Source organism: Dolomitihabitans soli, assembly GCF_022213955.1.
Classification (GTDB): Bacteria; Actinomycetota; Actinomycetes; order Streptosporangiales; family Streptosporangiaceae; genus Streptosporangium_A; species Streptosporangium_A soli.
This window is the reverse complement of sequence record NZ_JAKNTW010000038.1, coordinates 22,100-44,103: the sequence shown is the minus strand read 5'-3', so window position 1 is coordinate 44,103 and position 22,004 is coordinate 22,100. Positions and strand designations below refer to the sequence as shown.

Annotated in this window: 16 protein-coding genes, 4 tRNA genes and 1 riboswitch; of the genes, 12 read left to right on the top strand and 8 right to left on the bottom strand. The window is 71.2% G+C overall.

Annotated elements, in window-relative coordinates:
• Window positions 1-189 precede the first annotated feature (189 nt).
• From glgC to MBA17_RS43005, 3 genes are all read left to right on the top strand, one after another.
• Window positions 190-1,425 (top strand): glucose-1-phosphate adenylyltransferase, encoded by a 1,236-nt coding sequence (gene glgC / locus MBA17_RS43015; RefSeq protein WP_238503715.1) that lies wholly within the window; start codon window positions 190-192, stop codon window positions 1,423-1,425.
• A gap of 138 nt (window positions 1,426-1,563) precedes the next feature.
• Window positions 1,564-2,208: a hypothetical protein gene (locus MBA17_RS43010; RefSeq protein ID WP_238503714.1), complete on the top strand. Its 645-nt coding sequence runs from the start codon at window positions 1,564-1,566 to the stop codon at window positions 2,206-2,208.
• 23 nt (window positions 2,209-2,231) lie between these two features.
• Window positions 2,232-3,800, top strand: coding sequence for a hypothetical protein (locus tag MBA17_RS43005; RefSeq protein ID WP_238503713.1), 1,569 nt, complete (start codon window positions 2,232-2,234; stop codon window positions 3,798-3,800).
• Here MBA17_RS43005 and MBA17_RS43000 read toward each other — a convergent pair.
• From MBA17_RS43000 to MBA17_RS42975, 6 genes are all read right to left on the bottom strand, one after another.
• Window positions 3,789-4,826 (bottom strand): mechanosensitive ion channel family protein, encoded by a 1,038-nt coding sequence (locus MBA17_RS43000; protein ID WP_238503712.1) that lies wholly within the window; start codon window positions 4,824-4,826, stop codon window positions 3,789-3,791. The genes MBA17_RS43005 and MBA17_RS43000 overlap by 12 nt on opposite strands.
• Before the next feature lie 51 nt (window positions 4,827-4,877).
• Window positions 4,878-5,873: a ribonucleotide-diphosphate reductase subunit beta gene (locus MBA17_RS42995; protein ID WP_238503711.1), complete on the bottom strand. Its 996-nt coding sequence runs from the start codon at window positions 5,871-5,873 to the stop codon at window positions 4,878-4,880.
• Complete coding sequence (locus MBA17_RS42990; RefSeq protein WP_238503710.1) at window positions 5,873-8,056, bottom strand: ribonucleoside-diphosphate reductase subunit alpha; 2,184 nt, start codon at window positions 8,054-8,056, stop codon at window positions 5,873-5,875. Before MBA17_RS42990 ends, MBA17_RS42995 begins: the two co-directional genes overlap by 1 nt.
• Before the next feature lie 117 nt (window positions 8,057-8,173).
• Window positions 8,174-8,387: riboswitch (cobalamin riboswitch) on the bottom strand.
• A gap of 4 nt (window positions 8,388-8,391) precedes the next feature.
• On the bottom strand, window positions 8,392-9,420 hold the full coding sequence (locus tag MBA17_RS42985; protein WP_238503709.1) for a tripartite tricarboxylate transporter substrate-binding protein: 1,029 nt from the start codon (window positions 9,418-9,420) through the stop codon (window positions 8,392-8,394).
• 65 nt (window positions 9,421-9,485) lie between these two features.
• Entirely contained in the window at window positions 9,486-11,306 is a 1,821-nt protein-coding gene (glmS, locus tag MBA17_RS42980) for a glutamine--fructose-6-phosphate transaminase (isomerizing) (RefSeq protein WP_238503708.1), read from the bottom strand.
• An 11-nt stretch (window positions 11,307-11,317) separates the two neighbouring features.
• Complete coding sequence (locus tag MBA17_RS42975) at window positions 11,318-11,593, bottom strand: hypothetical protein (protein WP_238503707.1); 276 nt, start codon at window positions 11,591-11,593, stop codon at window positions 11,318-11,320.
• A gap of 150 nt (window positions 11,594-11,743) precedes the next feature.
• On the opposite strand from MBA17_RS42975, the gene MBA17_RS42970 reads away from it, so the two are divergent.
• The 5 genes from MBA17_RS42970 (at window position 11,744) to MBA17_RS42950 (ending at window position 14,248) form a co-directional block, all read left to right on the top strand.
• On the top strand, window positions 11,744-13,834 hold the full coding sequence (locus tag MBA17_RS42970; RefSeq protein WP_238503706.1) for an N-acetylmuramoyl-L-alanine amidase: 2,091 nt from the start codon (window positions 11,744-11,746) through the stop codon (window positions 13,832-13,834).
• Window positions 13,835-13,862: 28 nt separating this feature from the next.
• A tRNA-Gly gene (locus MBA17_RS42965) sits at window positions 13,863-13,934 on the top strand.
• Between the two features lie 13 nt (window positions 13,935-13,947).
• Window positions 13,948-14,018: transfer RNA gene (locus tag MBA17_RS42960), tRNA-Cys, on the top strand.
• Between the two features lie 72 nt (window positions 14,019-14,090).
• Window positions 14,091-14,162 (top strand) — tRNA-Gly (locus MBA17_RS42955).
• Between the two features lie 11 nt (window positions 14,163-14,173).
• Window positions 14,174-14,248, top strand: a tRNA-Val gene (locus MBA17_RS42950).
• Window positions 14,249-14,465: 217 nt separating this feature from the next.
• Here MBA17_RS42950 and MBA17_RS42945 read toward each other — a convergent pair.
• A complete protein-coding gene (locus MBA17_RS42945) occupies window positions 14,466-14,750 on the bottom strand; it encodes a DUF6204 family protein (RefSeq protein WP_238503705.1) in 285 nt (94 codons plus the stop codon).
• A gap of 11 nt (window positions 14,751-14,761) precedes the next feature.
• Window positions 14,762-15,400 carry a TetR/AcrR family transcriptional regulator gene (locus MBA17_RS42940; protein ID WP_238503704.1) on the bottom strand — a complete coding sequence of 213 codons (639 nt, stop codon included), beginning with the start codon at window positions 15,398-15,400 and terminating at the stop codon, window positions 14,762-14,764.
• Window positions 15,401-15,709: 309 nt separating this feature from the next.
• Between MBA17_RS42940 and MBA17_RS42935 the strand changes: the two genes are divergently transcribed.
• The 4 genes from MBA17_RS42935 to MBA17_RS42920 all read left to right on the top strand — a co-directional run bounded on the left by MBA17_RS42935 (window position 15,710) and on the right by MBA17_RS42920 (window position 21,993).
• Window positions 15,710-16,903: a cysteine desulfurase family protein gene (locus MBA17_RS42935; protein ID WP_238503703.1), complete on the top strand. Its 1,194-nt coding sequence runs from the start codon at window positions 15,710-15,712 to the stop codon at window positions 16,901-16,903.
• Window positions 16,904-17,181: 278 nt separating this feature from the next.
• Window positions 17,182-18,426, top strand: a complete 1,245-nt coding sequence (locus tag MBA17_RS42930; protein ID WP_238503701.1) for an alpha/beta fold hydrolase — start codon at window positions 17,182-17,184, stop codon at window positions 18,424-18,426.
• 70 nt (window positions 18,427-18,496) lie between these two features.
• The gene (locus MBA17_RS42925; RefSeq protein ID WP_238503699.1) at window positions 18,497-20,842 is read left to right on the top strand and encodes a xanthine dehydrogenase family protein molybdopterin-binding subunit; all 2,346 of its coding nucleotides are present in this window, start codon (window positions 18,497-18,499) and stop codon (window positions 20,840-20,842) included.
• 392 nt (window positions 20,843-21,234) lie between these two features.
• Window positions 21,235-21,993: an SCO2525 family SAM-dependent methyltransferase gene (locus MBA17_RS42920; RefSeq protein WP_238503697.1), complete on the top strand. Its 759-nt coding sequence runs from the start codon at window positions 21,235-21,237 to the stop codon at window positions 21,991-21,993.
• Window positions 21,994-22,004: the final 11 nt, after the last annotated feature.

Here is a 22,004-nt window from a genome sequence, read left to right as displayed (position 1 = left end):
TCCCCGCCGCCCCACCCGAACACCCTTCATCACTGGTGGACCACGCGCCGGACGAACCGCCACATACCGACCAATGCCATCGCCTGGCGATGTTCCCCGGCACACCGCCGGGGACCCTGGGCGGTGCACCGGGGAACTTGTGCGTGTCGGGGATGTTTCGCCGGGATTGGGAGGGTTATCGTCCAGGCTATGACGACGCCCAATGTCCTCGCGATCGTCCTCGCCGGTGGCGAGGGTAAGAGGTTGATGCCGCTGACGGCGGACCGGGCGAAACCGGCGGTGCCCTTCGGTGGAATCTATCGCCTGGTCGACTTCGTGCTGTCGAACCTGGCGAACGGCCAATATCTGAAGATCGTCGTACTCACCCAGTACAAGAACCACAGCCTCGACCGGCACATCTCGCGGACCTGGCGCCTGTCGGCCATGCTCGGCAACTACGTCACGCCCGTGCCCGCCCAGCAACGACTCGGCCCGCGCTGGTTCTCCGGCTCGGCGGACGCCCTCTTCCAGAACCTCAACCTGATCTACGACGAACTGCCCGAGCACGTGATCGTCTTCGGCGCCGACCACATCTACCGGATGGATCCCCGGCAGATGGTGCAGCAGCACGTGGACAGCGGCGCCGACGTCACCGTGGCGGCCATCAGGCAGCCGATCTCGCTGGCCGACCAGTTCGGGGTGATCGAGACCGACCCGGCGGGCCGGAAGATCGTCGCCTTCAGGGAGAAGCCGATCGACGCCGTCGGCCTGCCGGACGCCCCCGACCAGGTCTACGCCTCCATGGGCAACTACGTCTTCCGGGCCCAGGCCATGATCGACGCCGTGCGCGAGGACGCCCTCGACCCGACGAGCAAGCACGACCTCGGCGGGAACATCATCCCGATGCTGGTCAAGTCGGGCGGCGCGGAGGTGTACGACTTCGCCGACAACGTGGTCCCCGGCTCCTCGGAACGCGACCGCGGCTACTGGCGCGACGTCGGCACCCTGGACGCCTACTACGAGGCGCACATGGACCTGATCTCCGCCCACCCCGTCTTCAACCTCTACAACGACCGCTGGCCCATCTACACCGGCCACGATCCCCTGCCGCCGGCCAAGTTCGTGCACAACGAGGGGGACCGGGTCGGCCGGGCGCTCGACTCCCTGGTCTCGCCCGGCGTGATCGTCTCGGGGGGCACGGCGGTGGGGTCCATCCTGTCGCCCAGGGTGATCCTGCACTCCCACTCCCATGTGGAGGACTCCGTGCTGATGGACAGCGTCAAGATCGGCCGTGGCGCCATGGTCCGCCGCGCCATCATCGACAAGAACGTCGTCATCCCCGACGGCGCCCGCATCGGCTTCGACCTCGACCTCGACCGGACCCGGTACGCCGTCACCAGGTCGGGCGTCGTCGTCATCGGCAAGAACGAGGTGATCGACCGCTGAGCCCCGCCATGGAGTGACGCGACACGGGGTATCCCCTCTTCCGAAACCGGGCGGCCGACATCCCGGCCGGCCGGTAGGCTCCCCCGGCCGGGCAGGCACGACGCCGCCCGCACGGCTTCCCCCGAGGAGGGCGGTCAGGTGCGCCACATGGTGATCACGGCGGTGCTGGGGCTGTGTCTGACGTCGGCGGCCTGCTCGACCGCCGCCGCCCCCGAGCCGGCGGCGGTCGATCCCCTTGCCGTCGTCGTGCCCAGCGGCTTCAAGGCGGCGGGCGGCCCCGGCAACGGGTTCCTGGTCGCGGTCCCGACCGACTGGGTCGTGCTCGACCTGACCAAGGACGACGTGGACCAGGGTCTCCGCCGGGCGGGCCTGTCGGGGACGACGCTGGAGCAGACCAGGCAGGGGTTGAAGGCGCTGATCCCCGGCAAGGGCGTGTGGGCCGCGGATCCGGGCTCGGCGGCGCGGTCGCCCGGCGCCCTTCCCACCAACCTCAACGGATTCTGCCAGGCCGGCGGCGGCAAGCGGGCGAGCCTGCTGATCGAGGAGGCCAAGCGCGATCTGGGCCGGCTGAAGGCGGAGATCGTCGAGTCCGGCGAGGTGACCATCGGAGCCGGCCGGGCGGTGCGCATCACCTACACGTTCGGCTCCGCCGAGACCGGCGTCAAGGGCACCCAGTACCACGTGCCGCACAAGGGCAGGACGTGCGTCGTCACGCTCAGCACCGACCAGGACGGCCGCCAGGAACTGTTCGACCGGATCGGCAGGACGGTCCGCCCGTTGTGATCCTTGTGCACTAAAGTTCGGCTGTGCGTAGATCACGACCGTTCTGGCGGCTCTCCCCGGCCGAGCGCCAGGTCTGGGACGCCTATCCCACGGGGGCGTGGGTCGATCTCCGGACCGGCGACCGCGAGCGTGACGACCCGGCGAACGGCGAGTCGTGGGGGGCCGAGCGCACGATCCGGGCTGAGGTGCTGACGGCCCTGCTGCTCGGCGCCAGAGAACCCGAGCCCGGCCGCACCCCCGGTCTCCGCCTGGCGGGGGCCACCGTCGCCGGCCCGCTCGACCTGTCCGACGCCCAGGTCACCGCCAAGGTGCACCTGCTCAACTGCCATCTGCCGGACATCGTCGACCTCACCGACGCGACCACCCGGGGCGTGCGCCTGCGCGGCTGCGACATCCTGCGGGTGCGCGGCGCCCGCTCGAAGATCGACGGCCTGTTCGAGCTCGACGGGAGCACGGTCCACCGGGGCATCCGGCTGGACAACGCACACATCACCGGCCAGTTCCGGCTCTCACACGCCAAGATCACCGCGCCGCAGCAGCACGATCCCCCCGGGAACCATTCGCAGGACATCCGCAAGCCGTACTCCAAGGCCGAGATGAAGGAGCGCGGATACGTCAAGGACGGCTGGGCGCTGTGGGCCGGCGGCATGACCGTCGACGGCGGCGCCTTCCTGCGCGGGCTCCGCACGGAGGGCGGGCTGCGGCTGATCGGCGCCCGCTTCAACGGCGGCCTCTACCTGCGCGACGCCGTGATCAAGGGCATCGGGGAGCACGCGGTCAACGCCGACCATCTCCAGGCGACCGCGGCCGAGTTCCACTCCGGCTTCACCGCGGACGGCACCGTACGGCTGCGCGGCGCGCGGATCACCGGGGTGCTCTCCTTCGACGACGCCACGGTGCGGGCGACCGGCCGGGCCCTGCACCTGAGCCACATGCAGGTGGACGAGCTCATCCTGACCACCGCCGGCGTGACGGGCGAGGTCAACCTGGCCTACTCCCGGATCGGCGTGCTGCTCGACCGTCCGGACGTCTATCCCGAGCACGTGCACCTCAACGGGCTGAGCTACGAGTCGTTGCGCGGCGACTGGACCCCCACCCAGCGGCTCGACTGGCTCGCCCGCGATCCGGAGGGCTACCGGCCCCAGCCGTACGAGCAGCTCGCCACGTGGTACCGGCGGATCGGTCACGAGCCCGACGCGCGGCGGGTGCTGCTGGCCAAGCAGCGCGCCCGCCGCCGTAGCCTGCGGCTGCCCGGCCGCGGCTGGGGACGCCTGCTGGATCTGATGGTCGGGTACGGCTACCGCCCGTGGCTGGCCGGGGCGTGGGCGGGACTGCTGCTGGCGACCGGCACCGCGGTCTTCTCGATGCACAACCCGGTGCAGATCGACCCGGAGGAGACGCGCAGCTTCAACGCGTTCGTCTACACGCTGGACCTGCTGGTCCCGGTGAGCGTGTTCGAGCAGCGCGCCGCGTGGGAGCCGGTCGGGTGGACCCAGTGGCTGGCCAACGCGCTCATCGTGGCCGGCTGGATCCTGGCGACCGCGCTGATCGCCGGGGCCGCCCGGGTGCTGCGCCCGCCCTCAGCGCCCTGAGGGCGGCTCCTCCACCACCCGGAAGCGGGGCAGCGCCTCCGGGTGCTTCTCGCGGATGTGGGTGATCAGGTGCTCGCGGGCGTCGCACTTGAGGTCCCAGGCGCTGGCCGAGTCGGCGGCGCTCATCAGCGCGCGCAGCTCCACCAGGCCGTTCGGCAGCATGTCGGTGACCTGGAGGGTCCAGTCCTTCTGGTCCCAGAGGGGGTTCCCGCGCAGGAAGTGGTACAGCTCGGTGCGCAACTCCTCGACCGGCACCGACCAGTCGACGCGTAGCACCACGTGCCCGATGACCCGGCTGCCGTGCCTGGTCCAGTTCTCGAACGGGTTCTGCGTGAAGTAGGAGACGGGCAGCACCAGCCGCCGCTCGTCCCACAGCCGCAGCACCACGTAGGTGAGGGTCAGCTCCTCGATCCTGCCCCACTCGTTCTCCACCACGACCACGTCGTCGAGCCGGAGCGCGTCGCTGAAGGCGAGTTGCAGCCCGGCGAACAGGTTGCCCAGCATCGACTGGGCGGCGATGCCCGCGACGACGCCGATGATGCCCGCGGAGGCGAGCAGCCCGGCGCCGAGCGCGCGCACGGCGGGGAAGGTGAACAGCATGGCGCCGAGCGCCACCACGATGACCACCGCGGCGGCCACCCGGCGCACCAGGGTGATCTGGGTCCGGATCCGGCGGGCGCGGCGGTTGCGGTTGCCGTCGCCCTCGACCGCGACCAGCCGTTCCAGGACCTGGTCGGTGACCGCGTAGGCGGCCTGGATCACCAGCCAGGTGACGCAGCCGATCAGCAGCAGGTCCAGGGCTCGCTCCACCGCCCCGCCGGCCGAGTCCGGCAGGTAGACCGAGTTCGCCGTCGCCACCGCGGCGGTGGCGAATCCGGGCCAGGTGCATCGTCGTACCAACGGCTCGGCCGGCCCCCAGCGGGGGCCGATCAGCCGGGAACGGAGAACGCGGCGCACCACCTCCACCGCCGCCACGGCGAGGAGGACGGTCACGACCAGAGCGATCCAGTTGGGCACGGGCGACACCAGCGAAACCTCCTGTAGTCAGCTCCCCACCACAATGCCCCATTTGCGACTTTAGAACGATTCGTCGAAGGCTACCTCGCCCTCCACCGCCACCTGGTAAGCCGACACCCTGCGCTCGAAGAAGTTGGCCAGCTCCTGAACGTCCTGCAACTCCATGAACGCGAACGGATTGGCGGAGCCGTACCTGCCGGGCAGGCCGAGCCTGGCGAGCCGCTGGTCGGCGACGTACTCCAGGTACTCCCGCATCCGCGCGACGCTCATCCCGTCCCGCTCGTCCCCGCACAGGTCCCGCGCGAAGGCCAGCTCCGCCTCGACCGCCTCCCGCATCATCTCGGCGACCCGCTCGCCCAGCTCGTCGTCGAACAGGTCCGGCTCCTCCGCGCGTACGGTGTCCACCACGCTGAAGGCGAACTCCATGTGCATGGACTCGTCGCGGAACACCCAGTTCGTGCCGGTGGCCAGCCCGCCGAGCAGGCCCCGCGAGCGGAACCAGTAGACGTAGGCGAACGCGCCGTAGAAGAACAGCCCCTCGATGCAGGCGGCGAAGCAGATCAGGTTGAGCAGGAAGGACTTCCGGTCCTCCCGCGTCTCCAGCCGGTCCAGCCCGCCGATCGAGTCGATCCACTTGAAGCAGAACTCCGCCTTGTCGCGGATCGACGGGATGTGCTCGACGGCGGCGAACGCCTTGACCCGCTCGTCGTGGTCGGGCAGATAGGTGTCCAGCAGCGTCAGATAGAACTGGACGTGCACGGCCTCCTCATACAGCTGCCTGCTGAGATACAGCCGCGCCTCGGGCGCGTTGACGTGCCGGTAGAGGTTGAGCACCAGGTTGTTGGCCACGATCGAGTCGCCGGTGGCGAAGAACGCGACCAGCCGGTTGATCAGGTGCCGTTCCCGGTCGGTCATCTTGGCCAGGTCCGCGAGGTCGGAGTTGAGGTCCACCTCCTCGACCGTCCAGGTGTTGCGGATGGCCGCGCGGTAGCGCTCGTAGAAGTCCGGGTAGCGCATCGGCCGCAGGGTCAGGTCCATGCCGGGGTCGAGCAGCATCACTGGCACGCCTCACAGATCTCGGGGTTCTCCAGGGAGCAGGCGATCGCGTCGGCCGGCGCCACGGTCGTCTGGGCGATCCTCGTGGCGGGCCGGGATCGCAGGTAGTAGGTCGTCTTCAGGCCGGCCTTCCAGGCGTAGGCGTACATCGAGGACAGCTTCCCGATGGTCGGCGTGGCCATGAACAGGTTCAGGGACTGGCTCTGGTCGATGTACGGCTGGCGGGCGGCGGCCATGTCGATCAGCGCCTTCTGCGGCAGCTCCCAGGCCGTTCGGTAGAGCTCCTTGAGCTCGGCCGGGATCTGCGGGATGTCCTGGATCGAGCCGTCCGCCCGCTTGATCGCGTCCCTGATCGCCTGGGTCCACAGCCCGCGGGCCTGGAGGTCGCTCACGAGGTACCGGTTGACCTGGAGGAACTCTCCCGACAGGGTCTCCCGCTTGAAGATGTTCGACACCTGGGGCTCGATGCACTCGTAGCACCCGGCGATCGAGGCGATCGTCGCGGTGGGCGCGATGGCGATCATCAGCGAGTTCCGCAGCCCGGTCGCCGCGACGCGCTCCCGCAGGGCCGTCCACTCGGGCGAGCGGGCGGCGTCGTAGTGGTCGGGATGCAGCACGCCCGCCGCCGCCCGCGTCGCCGCGTACGCCGGGTGCGCGCCCAGCTCGGCGGCCAGTTCCGCCGACGCCTGGTAGGCGGCCAGCGCGATCTCCTCGGCGATCCGGGTGGACAGCTCCCCGGCGGCCGGTGAGTCGAAGGGCAGCCGCAGCGTGAAGAAGACGTCGGCCAGGCCCATCACGCCGAGGCCCACCGGGCGCCACCGGGTGTTGGCGGCCTCGGCCTCGGGGGTGGGGTAGAAGCCCTTGTCGATGGTCCGGTCGAGGAAGCGGACGGCGGTGCGGACGGTACCGCGGAGTCCGGGCCAGTCGATCGCGTCGGCGGGGGCCCGCACGCCCGCGGCGGGGGTGCGCAGGTGGGCGGCGAGGTTGATGGAGCCGAGGTTGCAGACGGCCGTCTGGGAGTCGCTGGTGACCTCCAGGATCTCGGTGCAGAGGTTGGAGAGGTGGATGACGTTCTCCGGGCGGGCGGTCTGGTTGGAGGTGCGGTTGGCGGCGTCCTTGAAGGTCATCCAGCCGTTGCCGGTCTGGGCGAGGGTGCGCATCATCCGGCGATAGAGGGACCGTGCCGGGATTTGGCGGATATATCGTCCTTCGTTCTCCGCCGCCCGATATGCCGCATCAAACGCGTCACCCCAGAGGTCGACCAGCTCGGGCACCTCCTTCGGGTCGAACAGCGACCACGGCCCGTCCGCCTCGACCCTGCGCATGAACTCGTCGGGGATCCAGTTGGCCAGGTTGAGGTTGTGGGTCCGCCGGGCGTCCTCGCCGGTGTTGTCGCGGAGCTCCAGGAACTCCTCGACGTCGGCGTGCCACGGCTCCAGGTAGACGCAGGCCGCGCCCTTGCGACGGCCCCCCTGGTTGACGGCGGCGACCGAGGAGTCAAGGGTGCGCAGCCAGGGGATGACGCCGTTGGAGTGCCCGTTGGTGCCACGGATCAACGACCCGCGCGAGCGCACCCGGCTCCACCCGATCCCGATCCCCCCGGCGTACTTCGACAATCGCGCCACCTGGGCGTACCTCTCATAGATGCTCTCCAGCTCGTCGCGCGGTGAGTCGAGCAGGAAGCAGGAGGAGAGCTGCGGGCGGCGCGCGCCCGAGTTGAACAGCGTGGGCGAGCTGGGCAGGTAGGACAGCGTGGACATCAGCCCGTACAGCTCGGCCGCCTCGGCCACGGTCTCGGCCAGCCCGCAGGCGACCCGGAGGAAGAAGTGCTGCGGCCGTTCGAGCACCTTGCGGGTGACGGGGTGGCGCAGCAGGTAGCGGTCGTAGACCGTGCGCAGCCCGAAGTACTCGAACCGGTCGTCGGCGGCGTCGGCGACCAGCGCGTCCAGCTCGGCCGCCCGCGCCGCGACGAACGCCGCGAGGGCGTCCTGGATCAGCCCGGCGGCATGGGACGCGGCGATCGACTCCGAGAACTCCCCGACCCCCTGTGACGCCGCCTCCTCCGCGATCTCGTCGGCCAGCAGGCGCGCGGCGACCCTGGAGTTCTCCGGCTCGGTGATCACCCGGGCAGCGGCCTCCTCGATGGCCTGCCGCCGGTGCACCGGTGTCATGACGTTCGTCACGTGCTGTCTCCCTAGCGAGCTCGTCCTCACGAGGGCACACGTGACAGGGGCGTGCCGGCACGCCCTCGTCCCGCGGGCTCCCCCTCGAGGCCCTGGACCAGTACGCGTCCCCGTTCGGACGCGCGCGTGTCACCGGCAGGTCTTCGGACTCGCGGGCATCGCTCCTGATCACCAGGTGCGGCCTACTGGCCGTCGCTTCCCGGGCATGCTGCGCGCCCAGTGCTCAAATGACGGCGGTCGTTCCCGCTCACCGCTGCGGGGCAGCCCCGGACTCCCACCGGGTTCCCTCTTACCTCGCCCTCACGGGCGAACCAGCAACGAAAAGGATCCTACATCTAGTGCCCATTGACGCAACCACCCCTACAACTTGTGTCGGGCCGGTATAGCAACCCCAGATCTCGCAGTACGGCACGCAACCGTGCCGCCTCGCCGCCGAGCCACTGCGCGAACCCGTCACCGGTGAGATGGATCCTCGGCCACCCGTTGGCCCGGCACGCCTCCCGCCAGTACGGCGAGCCGTCGAGCCGGTCGCACAGGTCGACCGCGCCCGCCCGCTCCTCCTCGCCCATCACCCGCGGCCCCAGCACCCCGCACCAGTCGGCGAAGTCGACCCGCACACCGGACTCCCGCAGGGTCGGCGCGTCGATCCCGTCGAGCCGCTCGGCGGAGGAGACGGCCAGCGCCCTGGCCTGCCCCCGGGCGAGCCGGGCGCGCCAGTCGCCCACCCGGCCGATGGCGGCGGCGGCCCGGCCGCCGAGCAGCGCGGCCGCCGCCTGGTCGCCGCCCGGGTAACCCGCGTACTCGATGCGCCTGGCGTCCACCCCCAGGCCCTGGGCGATCATCCCGAACAGCAGGTGCTCGGCCCCGCCCGGCGGCCCGCCCGCCACCAGCAGCCCGTCGGCGTCGGCGCGGAGGGAGTCGGCGAACTGCTCGAACCCGCGCAACCGCGAGGCCGCGGGCACGACGAGCACCTCGCGGTCGCCGACCAGCCGGGCGAGCGGGGTGGCCGAGTCGAGCACGCCACCCACGGCCTCCATCTCGGCGGCGGCCAGCATCGGCAGGCCGGTAACGAGCCACCGGGAACCCGCCCACGCCGCCGGGGCGGCGGTTCCGCCGGGCCCGCCCAGCACCGCCGCCGCCACCGCGGCCGGGGACCCGTGCCGGCGGGTCACCTCGACGCCGCGCACCAGCCGGCCCTCGCGCAGCGCCCCGGCGAGCGCTCCCGCGACCGCCTCCCACTCCTGCCTGGCCGAGGTCGCCGCCACGATGGTCAGCCGGGTCATCGCGTGCGGTGCCGTACCGCAGCCTGAGGCGACGGCGGTGGCGACACCCGCCCCAAGCGCGATGAACCGCCGCCGACGCATGGCAACCCCCTTGAATCCCCCGCACTCAAGGTTACCAAAACATCACAGTCAGCTACATGCCGGACTCACTCGACGGTGACGCTCTTGGCGAGGTTGCGCGGCTTGTCCACATCGCGCTCCAGCGTCACGGCAGCGTGGTAGGCGAGCAGTTGCAGCGGGATGGTCAGCAGGATCGGGTCCAGCTCGGTCTCGTTCTTGGGGATCACCAGACAGTCGTCGGCCAGCTTGGCCTCCGCCGCGCGATGGCCGATCATCAGCACCTGGCCGCCGCGCGCCCGGATCTCACCCAGCGTCGTGAGGTTCTTGTCGAGCAGCTCGTCGTCGGGGACGATCGCCACGGTCGGCATGTCGGGGCCGATCAGCGCCAGCGGTCCGTGCTTGAGCTCGCTCGCCGGATACGCCTCCGCGTGGACGTAGGAGATCTCCTTGAGCTTCTGGGCGCCCTCGCGGGCCACCGGGTAGCCGCGGACCCGGCCGACGAACATCATGCTGGGATGGCCGGCGTACTTCCTGGCCAGGGCGGCGATCTCCGGCTCCAGGGCGAGGATCTCGGCGAGCTGGCCGGGGAGCTTGCGCAGCCCGTCGCAGATCCGGCGGCCGTCGGCGGGCGACAGGTCGTGCACCCGGCCGAAGTGCAGCGCGAGCAGCGCGAACGCGACCGCCGTGGAGGTGAACGCCTTGGTGGAGGCGACCGAGACCTCGGGCCCCGCGTGCAGGTAGACACCGCCGTCGACCTCGCGGGCGATGGCGCTGCCCACGGTGTTGACGATGCCGAGCACCCGGCCGCCCTTGCGCTTCAGCTCCTGCACGGCGGCGAGCGTGTCGTAGGTCTCGCCCGACTGGCTGATCGCCACATACAGGGTGTCGTGCTCGACGACGGGATTGCGGTAGCGGAACTCGCTGGCGGGCTCGGCGTCGGCCGGGATGCGGGCCAGCTCCTCGATGAGCTGCGCGCCGATCTGGCCGGAGTAGTAGGCGGACCCGCAGCCGATGATCTTCACCCGGCGGAACGCGCGGGTCTCGTGCGGGGTGAGGTTGAGCCCGCCGAGGTGGGCGATGTGGAAGCGCTCGTCGAGCCGCCCGCGCAGCGTGCGGGCCACGGTCTCGGGCTGCTCGGAGATCTCCTTGAGGAGGTAGTGCTCGTAGCCGCCGGTGTCGTAGTGGCCCGCGTCCCAGTCGACGGTCAGCGTTTCCTTGGCGGTCTCGCGGGCGTCCATCGTGAACGTGTGGAAGCCGTCGGCCCGCAGCACCGCCAGCTCGCCGTCCTCCAGGTGCACGACCTGGCGGGTGTAGCGGACCAGCGCGGCCACGTCGGACGCGGCGAACATCTCCTTCTCGCCGATGCCCAGCACGATCGGGCTGCCGTTGCGGGCCACGACGACCTCGCCCGGACGCTCGGCGTCGAGGACGGCGATGCCGTACGTGCCGACGATCCGCTTCAGCGCGGTCCTGACCGCCTCCTCCAGCGTGTCGGTGTCCTTCACGGTGCGGGCGACCAGGTGGGCGATCACCTCGGAGTCGGTCTCGGAGATGAAGGTGGCTCCGTCGGCGGTGAGCTTGGCGCGCAGCTCGTCGGCGTTCTCGATGATCCCGTTGTGCACGACCGCGATCCGCTCGGCGCCGTCGAGGTGCGGGTGGGCGTTGACGTCGCTGGGCACGCCGTGGGTGGCCCAGCGGGTGTGGCCGATGCCGAGCCCGCCCTTGAACCTGCTGGGCACGGCGGCCGCCAGATCGGCGACCCTGCCCTTGACCTTGCGCATCTTCAGGCCCCGGTTGACCACCGCCACCCCCGCGGAGTCGTAGCCCCGGTACTCCAGGCGGGCGAGCCCCTCAAGCAAGATCGGCGCCGCGTCCTTCGGCCCTACGTAGGCGACAATTCCGCACATCGAGCGCTCCCTTAGCCGTAGACGATCCTGCGGAGCTGCCGCACGGACAGCCCGGGTGCCGCGACCCGCCGCAACGGCAGTTCGCCGGCGATCCTGGTGAAGATCTCCTCATTCGCCAGACCACGGGCCTTGAGCTCCCCGTGGCGGCGCCGTACGAACTCCTCCACCGGTTCGGAGAAGAACGCCAGCACGTCGGCGACGACCCGCGCCGCCTCGCCGGGGCCGAGCGCGCTCGTCCGGGTGAGATGGGTGATCAGTTCTTCGTGAGGATGCCGTGTCTGTGACACAGAGCAGGACCTTACGCAGCCCGGACCATGAACACCAAGTTTTCTGCCCGATTTCGGGCAGGATCACGCCGATTCACGTTTCGGAGGTTAGTCATCCCCAGAAAGGGACATCAGTAACTCCGTGGATTCAACAAGGTTCAGGGAGTAACCATGCGCCTCTGGGTCGCCGCAGCCCTCCCGATGCTCGTCTCGGCGAGCACCGCCGTACCAGGGCCCGCCGCCCTCCCCCCGCTCGCCTCGGCGAGCACCGCCGTACCGCCGGGGCCCGCGGCCGGCGCCCGGCTGGCCGCCTACGCCGAGGCGGCACGGGCGTACGGCGTGCCGGAGAGCGTCCTGCTCGCCGTCTCCTACCTGCACTCCCGGTGGGACACGCACGCGGGACGACCCAGCACCTCGGGCGGGTTCGGCCCGATGCACCTGATCGACGCGCGGGCCGTCACCACCGGCCCCGCGCACGCGCACGGTTCGCCGGACCGCCGCGGCGACGACAGCCGCCCCGCCCTCCGCCCCCGCGCCGCTCACCACGTCCCCGCGGCGACCGTCGACACCGTACGGCAGGCCGCGCGCCTCACCGGACTCGGCGTCGCGACCCTGCGCTCGGACCCGGCGGCCAACATCAGGGGCGGCGCGGCCCTGCTCGCCGACCGGCAGCGCCGGCTCGGCAGACCGCTGCCTGCCGAGCCCGCCGACTGGTACGACGCGGTCGCCGCCTACGCCTCCGACGGGTTCGCCAGGGAGGTCTACGCGACGATTAGGTCGGGCGCCGCGCGCACCACCGACGACGGGCAGGCCGTACGGCTGGCGCCCACGTCCGTCCCCCTGCGGCCCGCGGAACGCCGGGCGCCGGCGGGCCGGGCGGAGTGCCCGGCGACGGTCTCCTGCCAGTGGATGCCGGGCGCGTACCGGAAGACGGGCAACGGCGGCTACGGCAACCACGACCGGATGAACACGCCCAGGAAGATCGACTACATCATCATCCACGACGGCGAGACCAGCTACGACGCGATGACCAAGCTGAGCCGCAACCCCCGCTACGTGAGCTGGCACTACACGCTGCGCTCGCGCGACGGCCAGATCGCCCAGCACGTCAGGAACCGCGACATCGCCTGGCACTGCGGCAACTGGTACTTCAACTCCCGCTCGATCGGCCTCGAACACGAGGGCTACCTGGCCAGGGGAGGCGCCTGGTACACCGAGGCGATGTACCGCTCCTCGGCCGCCCTGGTCCGCCATCTGGCCGGCAAGCACGGCATCCCGCTCGACCGCGCGCACATCCTCGGCCACGACAACGTGCCCGGCGTCTCGCCGGCGACCGTGGCCGGCATGCACGACGACCCCGGCCCCTACTGGGACTGGGCCCACTACTTCGAACTGCTCGGCGCGCCCCTCGGCGGCGCCGCGCCCCGCGACGACTCCGCGCCGGTCGCCGACCCCGCCGATCCCTCGTGGGACGCCGGCTCCCCGGCCGGGGAGCCGGAATGGGACGGCGTTCCCCCGCCGACCCTGGACCTGCTCTCGGACCCGTCCTCCGACCCGTCCTCGGGCCTGCCCGCGGAGATCGGCGGCGACGAGCCGTGGCGCGCGGTACGGCGGGTCGCGCGAACGTCCCCCGCCTCCGTCGTGATCCTGCCCGACTACCAGACGCACCGGCCCTACTTCACCGGCTGCGTCGCGGGCAAACCCGGCAAGGCGTGCCCCGCCGCCGGCGCCGCCTCCGTCTGGCTGCACACCGCGCCCCGCAACGACGCGCCCCTGGTCAGGGACATCGGCAAGCACCCCGGGAGCGGGTCCACCCGCAGCGTCTACGACCACGCCGCCCGAGCCTCCACCGGCCAGCGCTACGCCGTCGCCGGGCGCAGCGGCGACTGGACCGCCATCTGGTATCTCGGCCACCCCGCCTGGTTCCACAACCCGGCGAGCGCCCCCACCGCCGAGCCGTACGCCACGAAGGTCGTCACCCCCCGCCGCGCCTCCGTCCCCTTGTACGGCAGGGCCTACCCCGGGCGCGCCGCCTATCCCCGGCGCGTGCCCTTCCAGAAACTCGTCCCGCTCCAGTACCGCCTGCGCGCCGGCCAGAGCTACACGGTCGGCCTGACCGTCCGGTCCAGCTACCTCCGCGCCGGTTCCTTCAACCCCGCCCGGCACGTCGCCGTCCAGGGAAGGCTGACCTATCACCAGATCCAGTTCGGGCATCGCGTGATGTTCGTCAAGGCCGCGGACGTGCGGCAGACCACCTCCTGACCGCGATAGACTCATCGCACAGGCTTTTGCGGACGTGGCTCAGTGGTAGAGCATCACCTTGCCAAGGTGAGGGTCGCGGGTTCGAATCCCGTCGTCCGCTCGGACAACACCCCGGTGGAGTGGCCGAGAGGCGAGGCAGCGGCCTGCAAAGCCGCGTACACGGGTTCAAATCCCGTCTCCACCTCAGGGACTCCGGCACTCCCGGAGTCCGCTAAAGTTAGGTCAAGCGCCAAGGGCTTCCGCCCAAAGCGATCACGCGGACGTGGCTCAGTGGTAGAGCATCACCTTGCCAAGGTGAGGGTCGCGGGTTCGAATCCCGTCGTCCGCTCTGTATCATCGGGGCGATTAGCTCAGTGGGAGAGCGCTACCTTGACACGGTAGAGGCCACTGGTTCAATCCCAGTATCGCCCACCAGTGCCCATAGCAGATATGGGCTGACCTGGTCAGACGGCCGCCAAAGTCCCAGTTTCGAGGGCCTTGGCGGCCTCTTCGTTTCTGCGGCCGGTCGCCGCTTGCGTCTCGGTCCCACGCTCCGGGGAAGCCCGCCCGTAGCCGGCCGGGGCGGCGTGGTCCAGGGCTCAGCGCGACCGTGTGATCTTCGGCGACGTTCGTGACAGCAGGTCGCAGGGCATTACCTGCGCCCCTTCCGGCGGATCTTGATGTCGCGCATGTCCGTCACCGCGACCTGCAAGATCTCGTACGCGTGCCCATGCACGTCGAGCGCCACCATGGCCCGCAGCGCCGCGTCGTCCTCGTCGTCGTCGGGCCCGGCGGGCACCTGGCAGCGGAAGGTGAACGCGGACACGCTGTGGTCATGGGTGAACGCGCCGGCCTCGGTGTAGGCGGCACCGCTCACCGCCAGGACGGCCGCCCGGCCGGCGTCGTCGAGCCCCTTGAACTTCCCCCGGATCGTCACTCTGAACACTGTCAACCCTTTCGTACGGCATAGCCGAGGACGCGCTCGCCGAGCAGGCCCTCCACGACGTCCAGCAACTCCAGAACAGCGGTGGCGATCTCGTCTGGACGTTCGCCCGCAGAGGTCCGGTCGCCGATCTCGGAAAGGATCAGCGCGTGCACGGACCCGATGTGCCAGGCGACCGCGCGCGGCAGCGGATCGTCCGGCGCGGCGCCGGCCTCCCCGGCCAGCACGACGGCCAGCTCGTCCGTCATCTGCCGGCCGAGCTCCACCAGCCGGGCCGTCAGCGTGGGGGCGGCCCGCATCATCTCAAGGACGCGCCCGAACCCCTCGCTCAGCCCCACCACTCGCGCACGTCCCCGCACCTCCGCACGCAGCCGTGCCAGCACCGCGCCCGCCGCGGACTCCCCCGGCGGTCGCTGCCGCACGATGTCCGCGAGCCGCTGCCGGGACGCCTCCTCCGGCGGCAGCACGAGATCTTCCTTGACCTCGAAGTAGTTGTAGACGGTGTTCACCGACACCTCGGCGGCCGCCGCGACCTCGGCGATCGTGACGTGCTCGAAGCCACGCGCCACGAACAGGCCCAGGGCCACGTCACAGATGCGCTGCCTGGTCTGCCGCTTCTTCCGCTCCCGCAGTCCTTCTCGCACGCACGAAGCCTAGCGAAAACTTTAAGTTGACTACAAATTTGCACTGCACTGCAATATGCTAAATAACGATCACCAGGGCATGATCGTCGCCTATGTGGTGCCGGCGGCCGGACGCGACGATCAGGCGCAGGTCAGCGCGCCGCACGCGGCTCGGTCACGGTGCGCTTCGAGGATGTGGTGATCAGAACCGTCGGCGCGAGCGGTCGTCATCCGGGGCTTCGAGGGCAGGTCCGTACCGCGCCAGTGTCGGCGCGCCCTCGGCCGCCCGCCTCCGGGAGATCCGCCGCCCCGACCGGTAGGTTCGGGACTGTGCACGATCCGCCCGCCCAAGCGCTCCCGATGACCCATCCGGGACTGGCCGATGGGCCGATCTACCTCGATTACAACGCCACCACCCCGGTGGATCCGCGCGCCCTGGAGGCGGCGCTGCCGTACCTGGTCCAGCATTTCGGCAACCCCTCCAGCGGTCATCATTATGCGCAGGCGCCGCGCACGGCGGTCGAGCTGGCGCGTGGGCGGCTCGCGGGGTTGCTGGGCGCGCGGCCGGAGGAGATCGTCTTCACCGGCGGCGGGTCCGAGGCCGACACCCTCGCGATCCGAGGAGCCGCGCTGGCCCGCCCACGCCGCCACCTCGTCACCCAGCCGACCGAGCATCCGGCCGTCATCGAGACCTGCCGCGGTCTGGAGGCCGACGGGTTCTCGATCACCTGGCTGCCGGTCGACCGCTTCGGCGGTGTCGACCCCGCCGACCTGGACGCGGTCATCGGCGAGGAGACCGCGCTGGTGTCCGTCGCCTACGGCAACAGCGAGACCGGCACCCTGCAGCCCATCGCCGAACTGGCCGCCATCGCCCGAAGGCACGGGGCGCTGTTCCACACCGACGCCGCCCAGGCCGTCGGCCGGGTCGGCATCGACGTCGACGGCCTCGGGGTCGATCTGCTGACCGTCGCCGGGCACAAGATGTACGCCCCGAAAGGCGTCGGCGCCCTGTACGTCCGATCCGGCGTCCCGCTGCACCCCCTCATCCACGGCGGCGGCCAGGAGGGCGGGATGCGGGCCGGCACGGAGAACGTCGCGCTCATCGCCGCGCTCGGCGTCGCGGCCGAGACGGCCCGCCTCGAACTGCCCGGCAGCGAGGCCCGGCTGGCGGGCCTGCGCGACCTGCTGCACCGCGAGCTGGAGCGGCTCCTGCCCGGCCGGGTCCGGCTGCACGGTCATCCGGTGCGGCGACTGCCCGGCACCCTCAACGTCGGCATCGACGGCATCCTCGGCAGGCGGCTGCTCGCCGCGGTCGGGGAGATCGCCGCCGCCACCGGCTCGGCCTGCCACGAGGGCGCCGACTCCCCCTCGGCCGTCCTGACCGCGATGGGCCTGCCGGCCGAGCGGGCCCTCTCCGCCCTGCGGCTGTCGCTCGGCCGATGGACCACGACGCAGGACGTACGGCGAGCCGCCGGGCTGATCGCACGAGCGGTCACGGCCGGCCACGCCGACATTCACCCCTGATCACTCACGAGCCGGGATCAGGCCGAGGAAACACGCGCTCGGCGCGGCCGCTCCACCGCCTGGTGAACTGATCATCAAGAGCTACCCGGTGGTGGCCGGCGCGGGCATCTCCGCCTTCTCCGGCGAGTTCCGCCCCACCATGTTCTCCCCCACCCAGACCGAGACGTTCAGCAACGGCGCCCGGGTCACCTGGTTCACCCGGACATGACCCCCGTCACCCGGCTGCGGGGGAACTCCACCGGCGGACGCCTCGTTGATATGATCATGAAGAGGGCAACATGATCGCGCGCGACGAGGACCGGGCCAAGCTGGGGGCCAAGCTCGCCGCACAGCCGGATGTGCGGCGGGTGCGCCGGCCGGTGACCCCCGGCGGGTCCGCCGGGTTCGACCTCGCCTACGTGCGTGGCGGGCCGCGCTCGGCGTGCCCGCTGCTGGTGATCCCGGGCGGGCCGGGGCTGGCCTCCGTCCTGCCGTACCGGTCGCTGCGGGCCGAGGCCGCGGCGCGCGGGCTCGACGTGGTCATGGTCGAACATCGCGGGGTCGGACTGTCCCGCCGGGACGACGCGGGAACCGACCTCCCGCCCGCCGCGCTCACCGTGGACCAGGTCGTGGACGATCTCGCCGCCGTGCTCGACGACTGCGGCGTGGATCAGGCGGTGGTGTACGGCTCGTCCTACGGCACCTACCTCGCCCAGGGCCTCGGCGTCCGGCATCCGGAGCGGATCGCCGCGATGGTGCTCGACTCGCCGATGATCACCGCTCGGGACGACGAGACCGTGCGGGACAACATGCGGCGTCTCCTCTGGGACGGCCGGGAGCCGCACACCGCCGTGGTGGCGGAGAAGCTGCGGCGGCTCGTCGACGACGGCGTGGTGCCGGCCGAGGAGACCGGCGCGGCCGTCCAGGTGGCCTACGAGTTCGGCGGCGCCGGACATCTCGAACGGCTGCTCGACCTGCTCGCCTCCGGACGCGGGCGGCGGACCTGGACGTGGCTGGCCGGGCTGGGGGTCGACGAGGGCGACAAGGTCAGCCGCTATCTGATGGAGTTCGACCTGGTCGGCGTGATCGCCTTCCGTGAGCTGGGCTTCCGCCCGCGCCCCGACGGCCTGCCGCTGGATCCCAACCTGTCGTTCCTCCGAACGGGCGAGAGGTTCCCGCCGTTCGAGGCCGAGCCGTACGATCTGCCGGCCGCGCTGCCGGGGTTCGGCTGGCCGACGGCGGTCATCTCGGGCTCGCGGGACCTGCGCACGCCCCGGGTGATCGCCGAACGGATCATCGGGCTGCTTCCCGACGGGGTCCTGGTCCCCCTCGACCTCGGCCACAGCGCCCTGGACACGCACCGGCGGGCGGCCCTGCACGTCGCCCACGCCGTCGCCGAGGGCGCCCACCGGCGGCTGCCCCAGCTCACCGCGCGGATCGACGCGCTTCCCCGCCTCGGACCGTCGCGCCTGCTGGGCCCGCTGCTCGCCGCCCGCCTCACCGCCGAACGTCTGCTCCCGCCCGCACCCCGCGTCAAACGCTGAACCTCGTCCGGCCCCATCCGGCCGGGCCGAACTGCTGGTCTCCGAGGGGTCCGCGGGTGAGAATCGGGCCATGAGCGATGGTCACCCGTACGTCGGCGCGCGTGTTCCGCGCCGGGAGGACGCCCGGCTGGTCCAGGGGCGTGGGCGGTTCGTGGCGGACGTCACCCTTGCCGGGATGACGTACGCGGCCGTGGTGCGCAGCCCGATCGCGCACGGGCGGCTGATCCGGTGCGACGTCAAGGACGCGCTGGCCGCCGAGGAGGTGCTCGACGTCCTGACGCCCGCCGACGCGGCCGGCGTGCTGCTGCCCTGCGTGTCGCTGGCCCCCGGCCAGCGGGAGACGAGCTACCCGGTGCTGACGGAGACGATCCGCTACGCCGGCCAGCCCGTCGCGCTGGTGGTCGCCCGGACCGAGGCGGCGGCCCGGGACGCGGCGGAGCTGATCGACCTCGACTTCGCGGAGCTGCCGGCGGTGATCGACGTACGGGCCGCGCTCGCCGAGGACGCGCCGCTGCTCTACCCCGACTGGGGCACCAACCTGCTCACCGACTTCCCCGTGGGCGACCCGGCCGCCGACTGCGAGGCGGCGCTCGGCGCGGCGGAGCATGTGGTGGAGCTGACGACCCGGCTGGCCCGGGTCGCGCCGTACCCGATGGAGCCGCGCGGCGTCGTGGCCTCGTTCGCCGACGGCGCGCTCACCGTGTGGGCCGGCACCCAGGCCGGCCATCACGTCCGCGACCACGTCGCCGGGGCGCTGGGGCTCGACCACGACCAGGTCCGCGTGCTGTCGTGCGACGTCGGCGGCGGCTTCGGCGGCAAGGAGCACGTCTACCCGGACGAGACGCTGGTCTGCCTGGCCGCGGTACGGCTGGGCCGGCCCGTGCGGTGGATCGAGACCCGGAGCGAGCACCTGTCGGCGACCCTGCCCGCACGTGACGCCGTGCACCGGGCCCGGCTGGGCTTCGACGGCGACGGCCGGTTCCGCGCGCTGCACTGCGACATCCTCGGCGACATCGGCGCGCACCCGTCCAACGTGGGCATCTCCCCGCTGGCGGTGACGGCGGTGACCCTGCCGGGCCCCTACCGGTTCGACGTGGCGGGCGTGCGGATCCGCGCGGCCGTGACGACCACCACCCCGACCGGCTCCTACCGCGGCTTCGGCCAGCCCGAGGCGACCTGGACCCGGGAACGGCTGGTGGACCAGGCCGCGCGGCTCCTGGGCGTGGACCCGTTCGAGTTGCGGCTGCGCAACCTGCTGCGTGCCGACGAGCTGCCCCACGTCAGCCGCACCGGCCAGCCGTACGACTCGGGCGACTTCCCCGCGGCGGTGGCGGCGCTGCGCGCGAAGGTCCGGGTACGGCCGGCGGACGACGGGAGGCGGCGCGGCGTCGGGTTCTCCTGCCATGTGGAGGCCACCGGCATGGGGAACTCTGCGGAGATGCGGCTGGCGGGCGTCCAGTCCGGCGGGTACGAGACGACGATGCTGCGGATGGAGCAGGACACCTCGGTGGTGGTCTCCTCCGGCGTCGCCGCGATCGGCCAGGGCATCGAGACCACGCTGGCCCAGCTCGCCGCCGACCACGTGGGCGTCCCGTTCGAACGGGTGCGGGTACGGCTGGGCGACACCGCGGCCACGCCATACTCCCCGGTCGGCGCGATCGCCAGCCGGTCGCTCGCACTCGGCGGCGCGGCACTCATCCAGGCGGCCGTACGGCTGCGCCAGAAGATCATGACGATCGCCGCCCACCAGCTGGAGGCGGCTCCCGGCGACGTGCAGATCGTGGGCGACGCCGTGCAGGTCAAGGGCGACCCGTCGGCGCGCCGTACGCTGGCGGAGATCGCGGTCTCGGCCTGGCGGGCGTGGGACCTGCCGGAAGGGGTCTCCCCCGGCCTGGAGGAGCGGGTGACCTATGATCCGCCCGCCTACACCTTCGCCTTCGGCGCGCACGCGGCGGCGGTGGCCGTCGATCCGGAGACGGGGGCGGTCGAGGTCGAGGGCTACTGGGTGGTCAACGACTGCGGGATCGTGGTGAACCCGGCGATCGTCGAAGGGCAGATCCGCGGCGGGGTGGTCCAGGGGATCGGGATGGCGTTGTCCGAGGAGGTGGTCTACTCGGCCGACGGCCAGCCGGTCACGGACTATCTGCCGCTCACCGCGTCGGACGTGCCACCCGTCGAGGTGGAGCTGATGCAGACCCCCTCGCCGGTGACGCCCGGCGGCATGAAGGGCGTGGGCGAGGCCGGGATCATCGGCCCGCCGGCCGCCGTGGGCAACGCCGTAGCCGCCGCCCTCCCGGAGATCGCCGACCGGATCACCGCCACTCCGCTGACCCCGTCCGTGATCTGGGAGGGTCTGGCCGGAACCGTCCGCCCCGGCCAGACCCGGACGGGTCAGACGCCGAACGGCGCCGCGTAGCCGATGGTGCCGCTCGGCACCGGCCCAGCGCCGGCGCCGACATGGCAACGGGTCAGCAACACGTATCCGGCGACGGCGTCCCGAATAAAGCCACCGGCTTCCCTCCCTATCGGGTCGACATAAATCCACTTACGTGCCAGTAAATAGCCGATCGTGTCGATATCGGCTTATTCTTAAGGAGTCCCGGCAAGACCGCGCCCCACCCCGCCCCACAGTAGCTCGCAAATGGTGATCAAGTCGTCGCAGACTGTGAATGACCTGCGATGATGACCTAGGAAGGGTGGTATAAGAGTAGGCACCTTGGTCGTCAGTCTCAGCACTCTCGCGAGAGTGGAGCGCTGGTGGCGGCAGGGCGACCGACCCGTAGCAGACAACATAAGGCAGCGACCTAAATGGCACCGGATCAAGCGGGCGGCACGCTCGTCGAGCCCAAAAACAGCGACTGTCCCTGGGACGATTTCGACTCCCACTCCTATTACACGCACAATTACGGTGTCCTGCGCGACGAGGATCGCAAGATCATCGAACAGGTTCGCGACTTCTTCGCCGGCATCCGGGACGTCTACAACGCCAGAGGCCTCGACGTGGGGACCGGCCCCAACCTCTACCCCGCGCTCGCGATGCTGCCGTTGTGCAAGGAGATCACCCTCTGGGAGCACTCCCGGGCCAACGTCGAGTGGCTGCAGAACGAGGTGCGCGGCCACTCCCCGACGTGGAACCCCTTCTGGGAGGTCCTCACCGAGAAGGGCCGCTACCAGAGCGTCGGCGACTCACGCCAGGCCCTCGCCCGCCGGGCCAAGGTCCACAAGGGAAGCATCTTCGACCTGCCGCGCGCCGAGTGGGACGTCGGCACGATGTTCTTCGTCGCGGACTCCATCACCAGTTCGAAGCAGGAATTCACGCGGGCGATCAGCAAATTCGTCGGCGCCCTCCGCCCGGGCGCGCCGTTCGCGATCGCCTTCATGGAGAACTCCACGGGTTACCAGGCCGGCAATCAATTGTTCCCGGCGATCAGGGTCGACGAGGGGATCGCACGCCGGAAGCTGGAGCCGTACGCGCCGGACGTAATCGTGAGCCATATTGATAGTGACGGCTTGCTGCGTGATGGATATAGCGGGATGATTCTGGCGCACGGTCGGCTTCGCAAGTGAAGTAACCTTCC

What these genes read in the sequence shown, in the direction of transcription:
- glmS (WP_238503708.1), bottom strand. Translation starts at nt 11,306, where the DNA reads ATGTGCGGAATTGTCGCCTACGTAGGGCCGAAGGACGCGGCGCCGATC.
- MBA17_RS42970 (WP_238503706.1), top strand. Translation starts at nt 11,744, where the DNA reads ATGCGCCTCTGGGTCGCCGCAGCCCTCCCGATGCTCGTCTCGGCGAGC.
- MBA17_RS42925 (WP_238503699.1), top strand. Translation starts at nt 18,497, where the DNA reads ATGAGCGATGGTCACCCGTACGTCGGCGCGCGTGTTCCGCGCCGGGAG.
- MBA17_RS42985 (WP_238503709.1), bottom strand. Translation starts at nt 9,420, where the DNA reads ATGCGTCGGCGGCGGTTCATCGCGCTTGGGGCGGGTGTCGCCACCGCC.
- MBA17_RS42995 (WP_238503711.1), bottom strand. Translation starts at nt 5,873, where the DNA reads ATGCTGCTCGACCCCGGCATGGACCTGACCCTGCGGCCGATGCGCTAC.
- MBA17_RS42930 (WP_238503701.1), top strand. Translation starts at nt 17,182, where the DNA reads ATGATCGCGCGCGACGAGGACCGGGCCAAGCTGGGGGCCAAGCTCGCC.
- MBA17_RS42920 (WP_238503697.1), top strand. Translation starts at nt 21,235, where the DNA reads ATGGCACCGGATCAAGCGGGCGGCACGCTCGTCGAGCCCAAAAACAGC.
- glgC (WP_238503715.1), top strand. Translation starts at nt 190, where the DNA reads ATGACGACGCCCAATGTCCTCGCGATCGTCCTCGCCGGTGGCGAGGGT.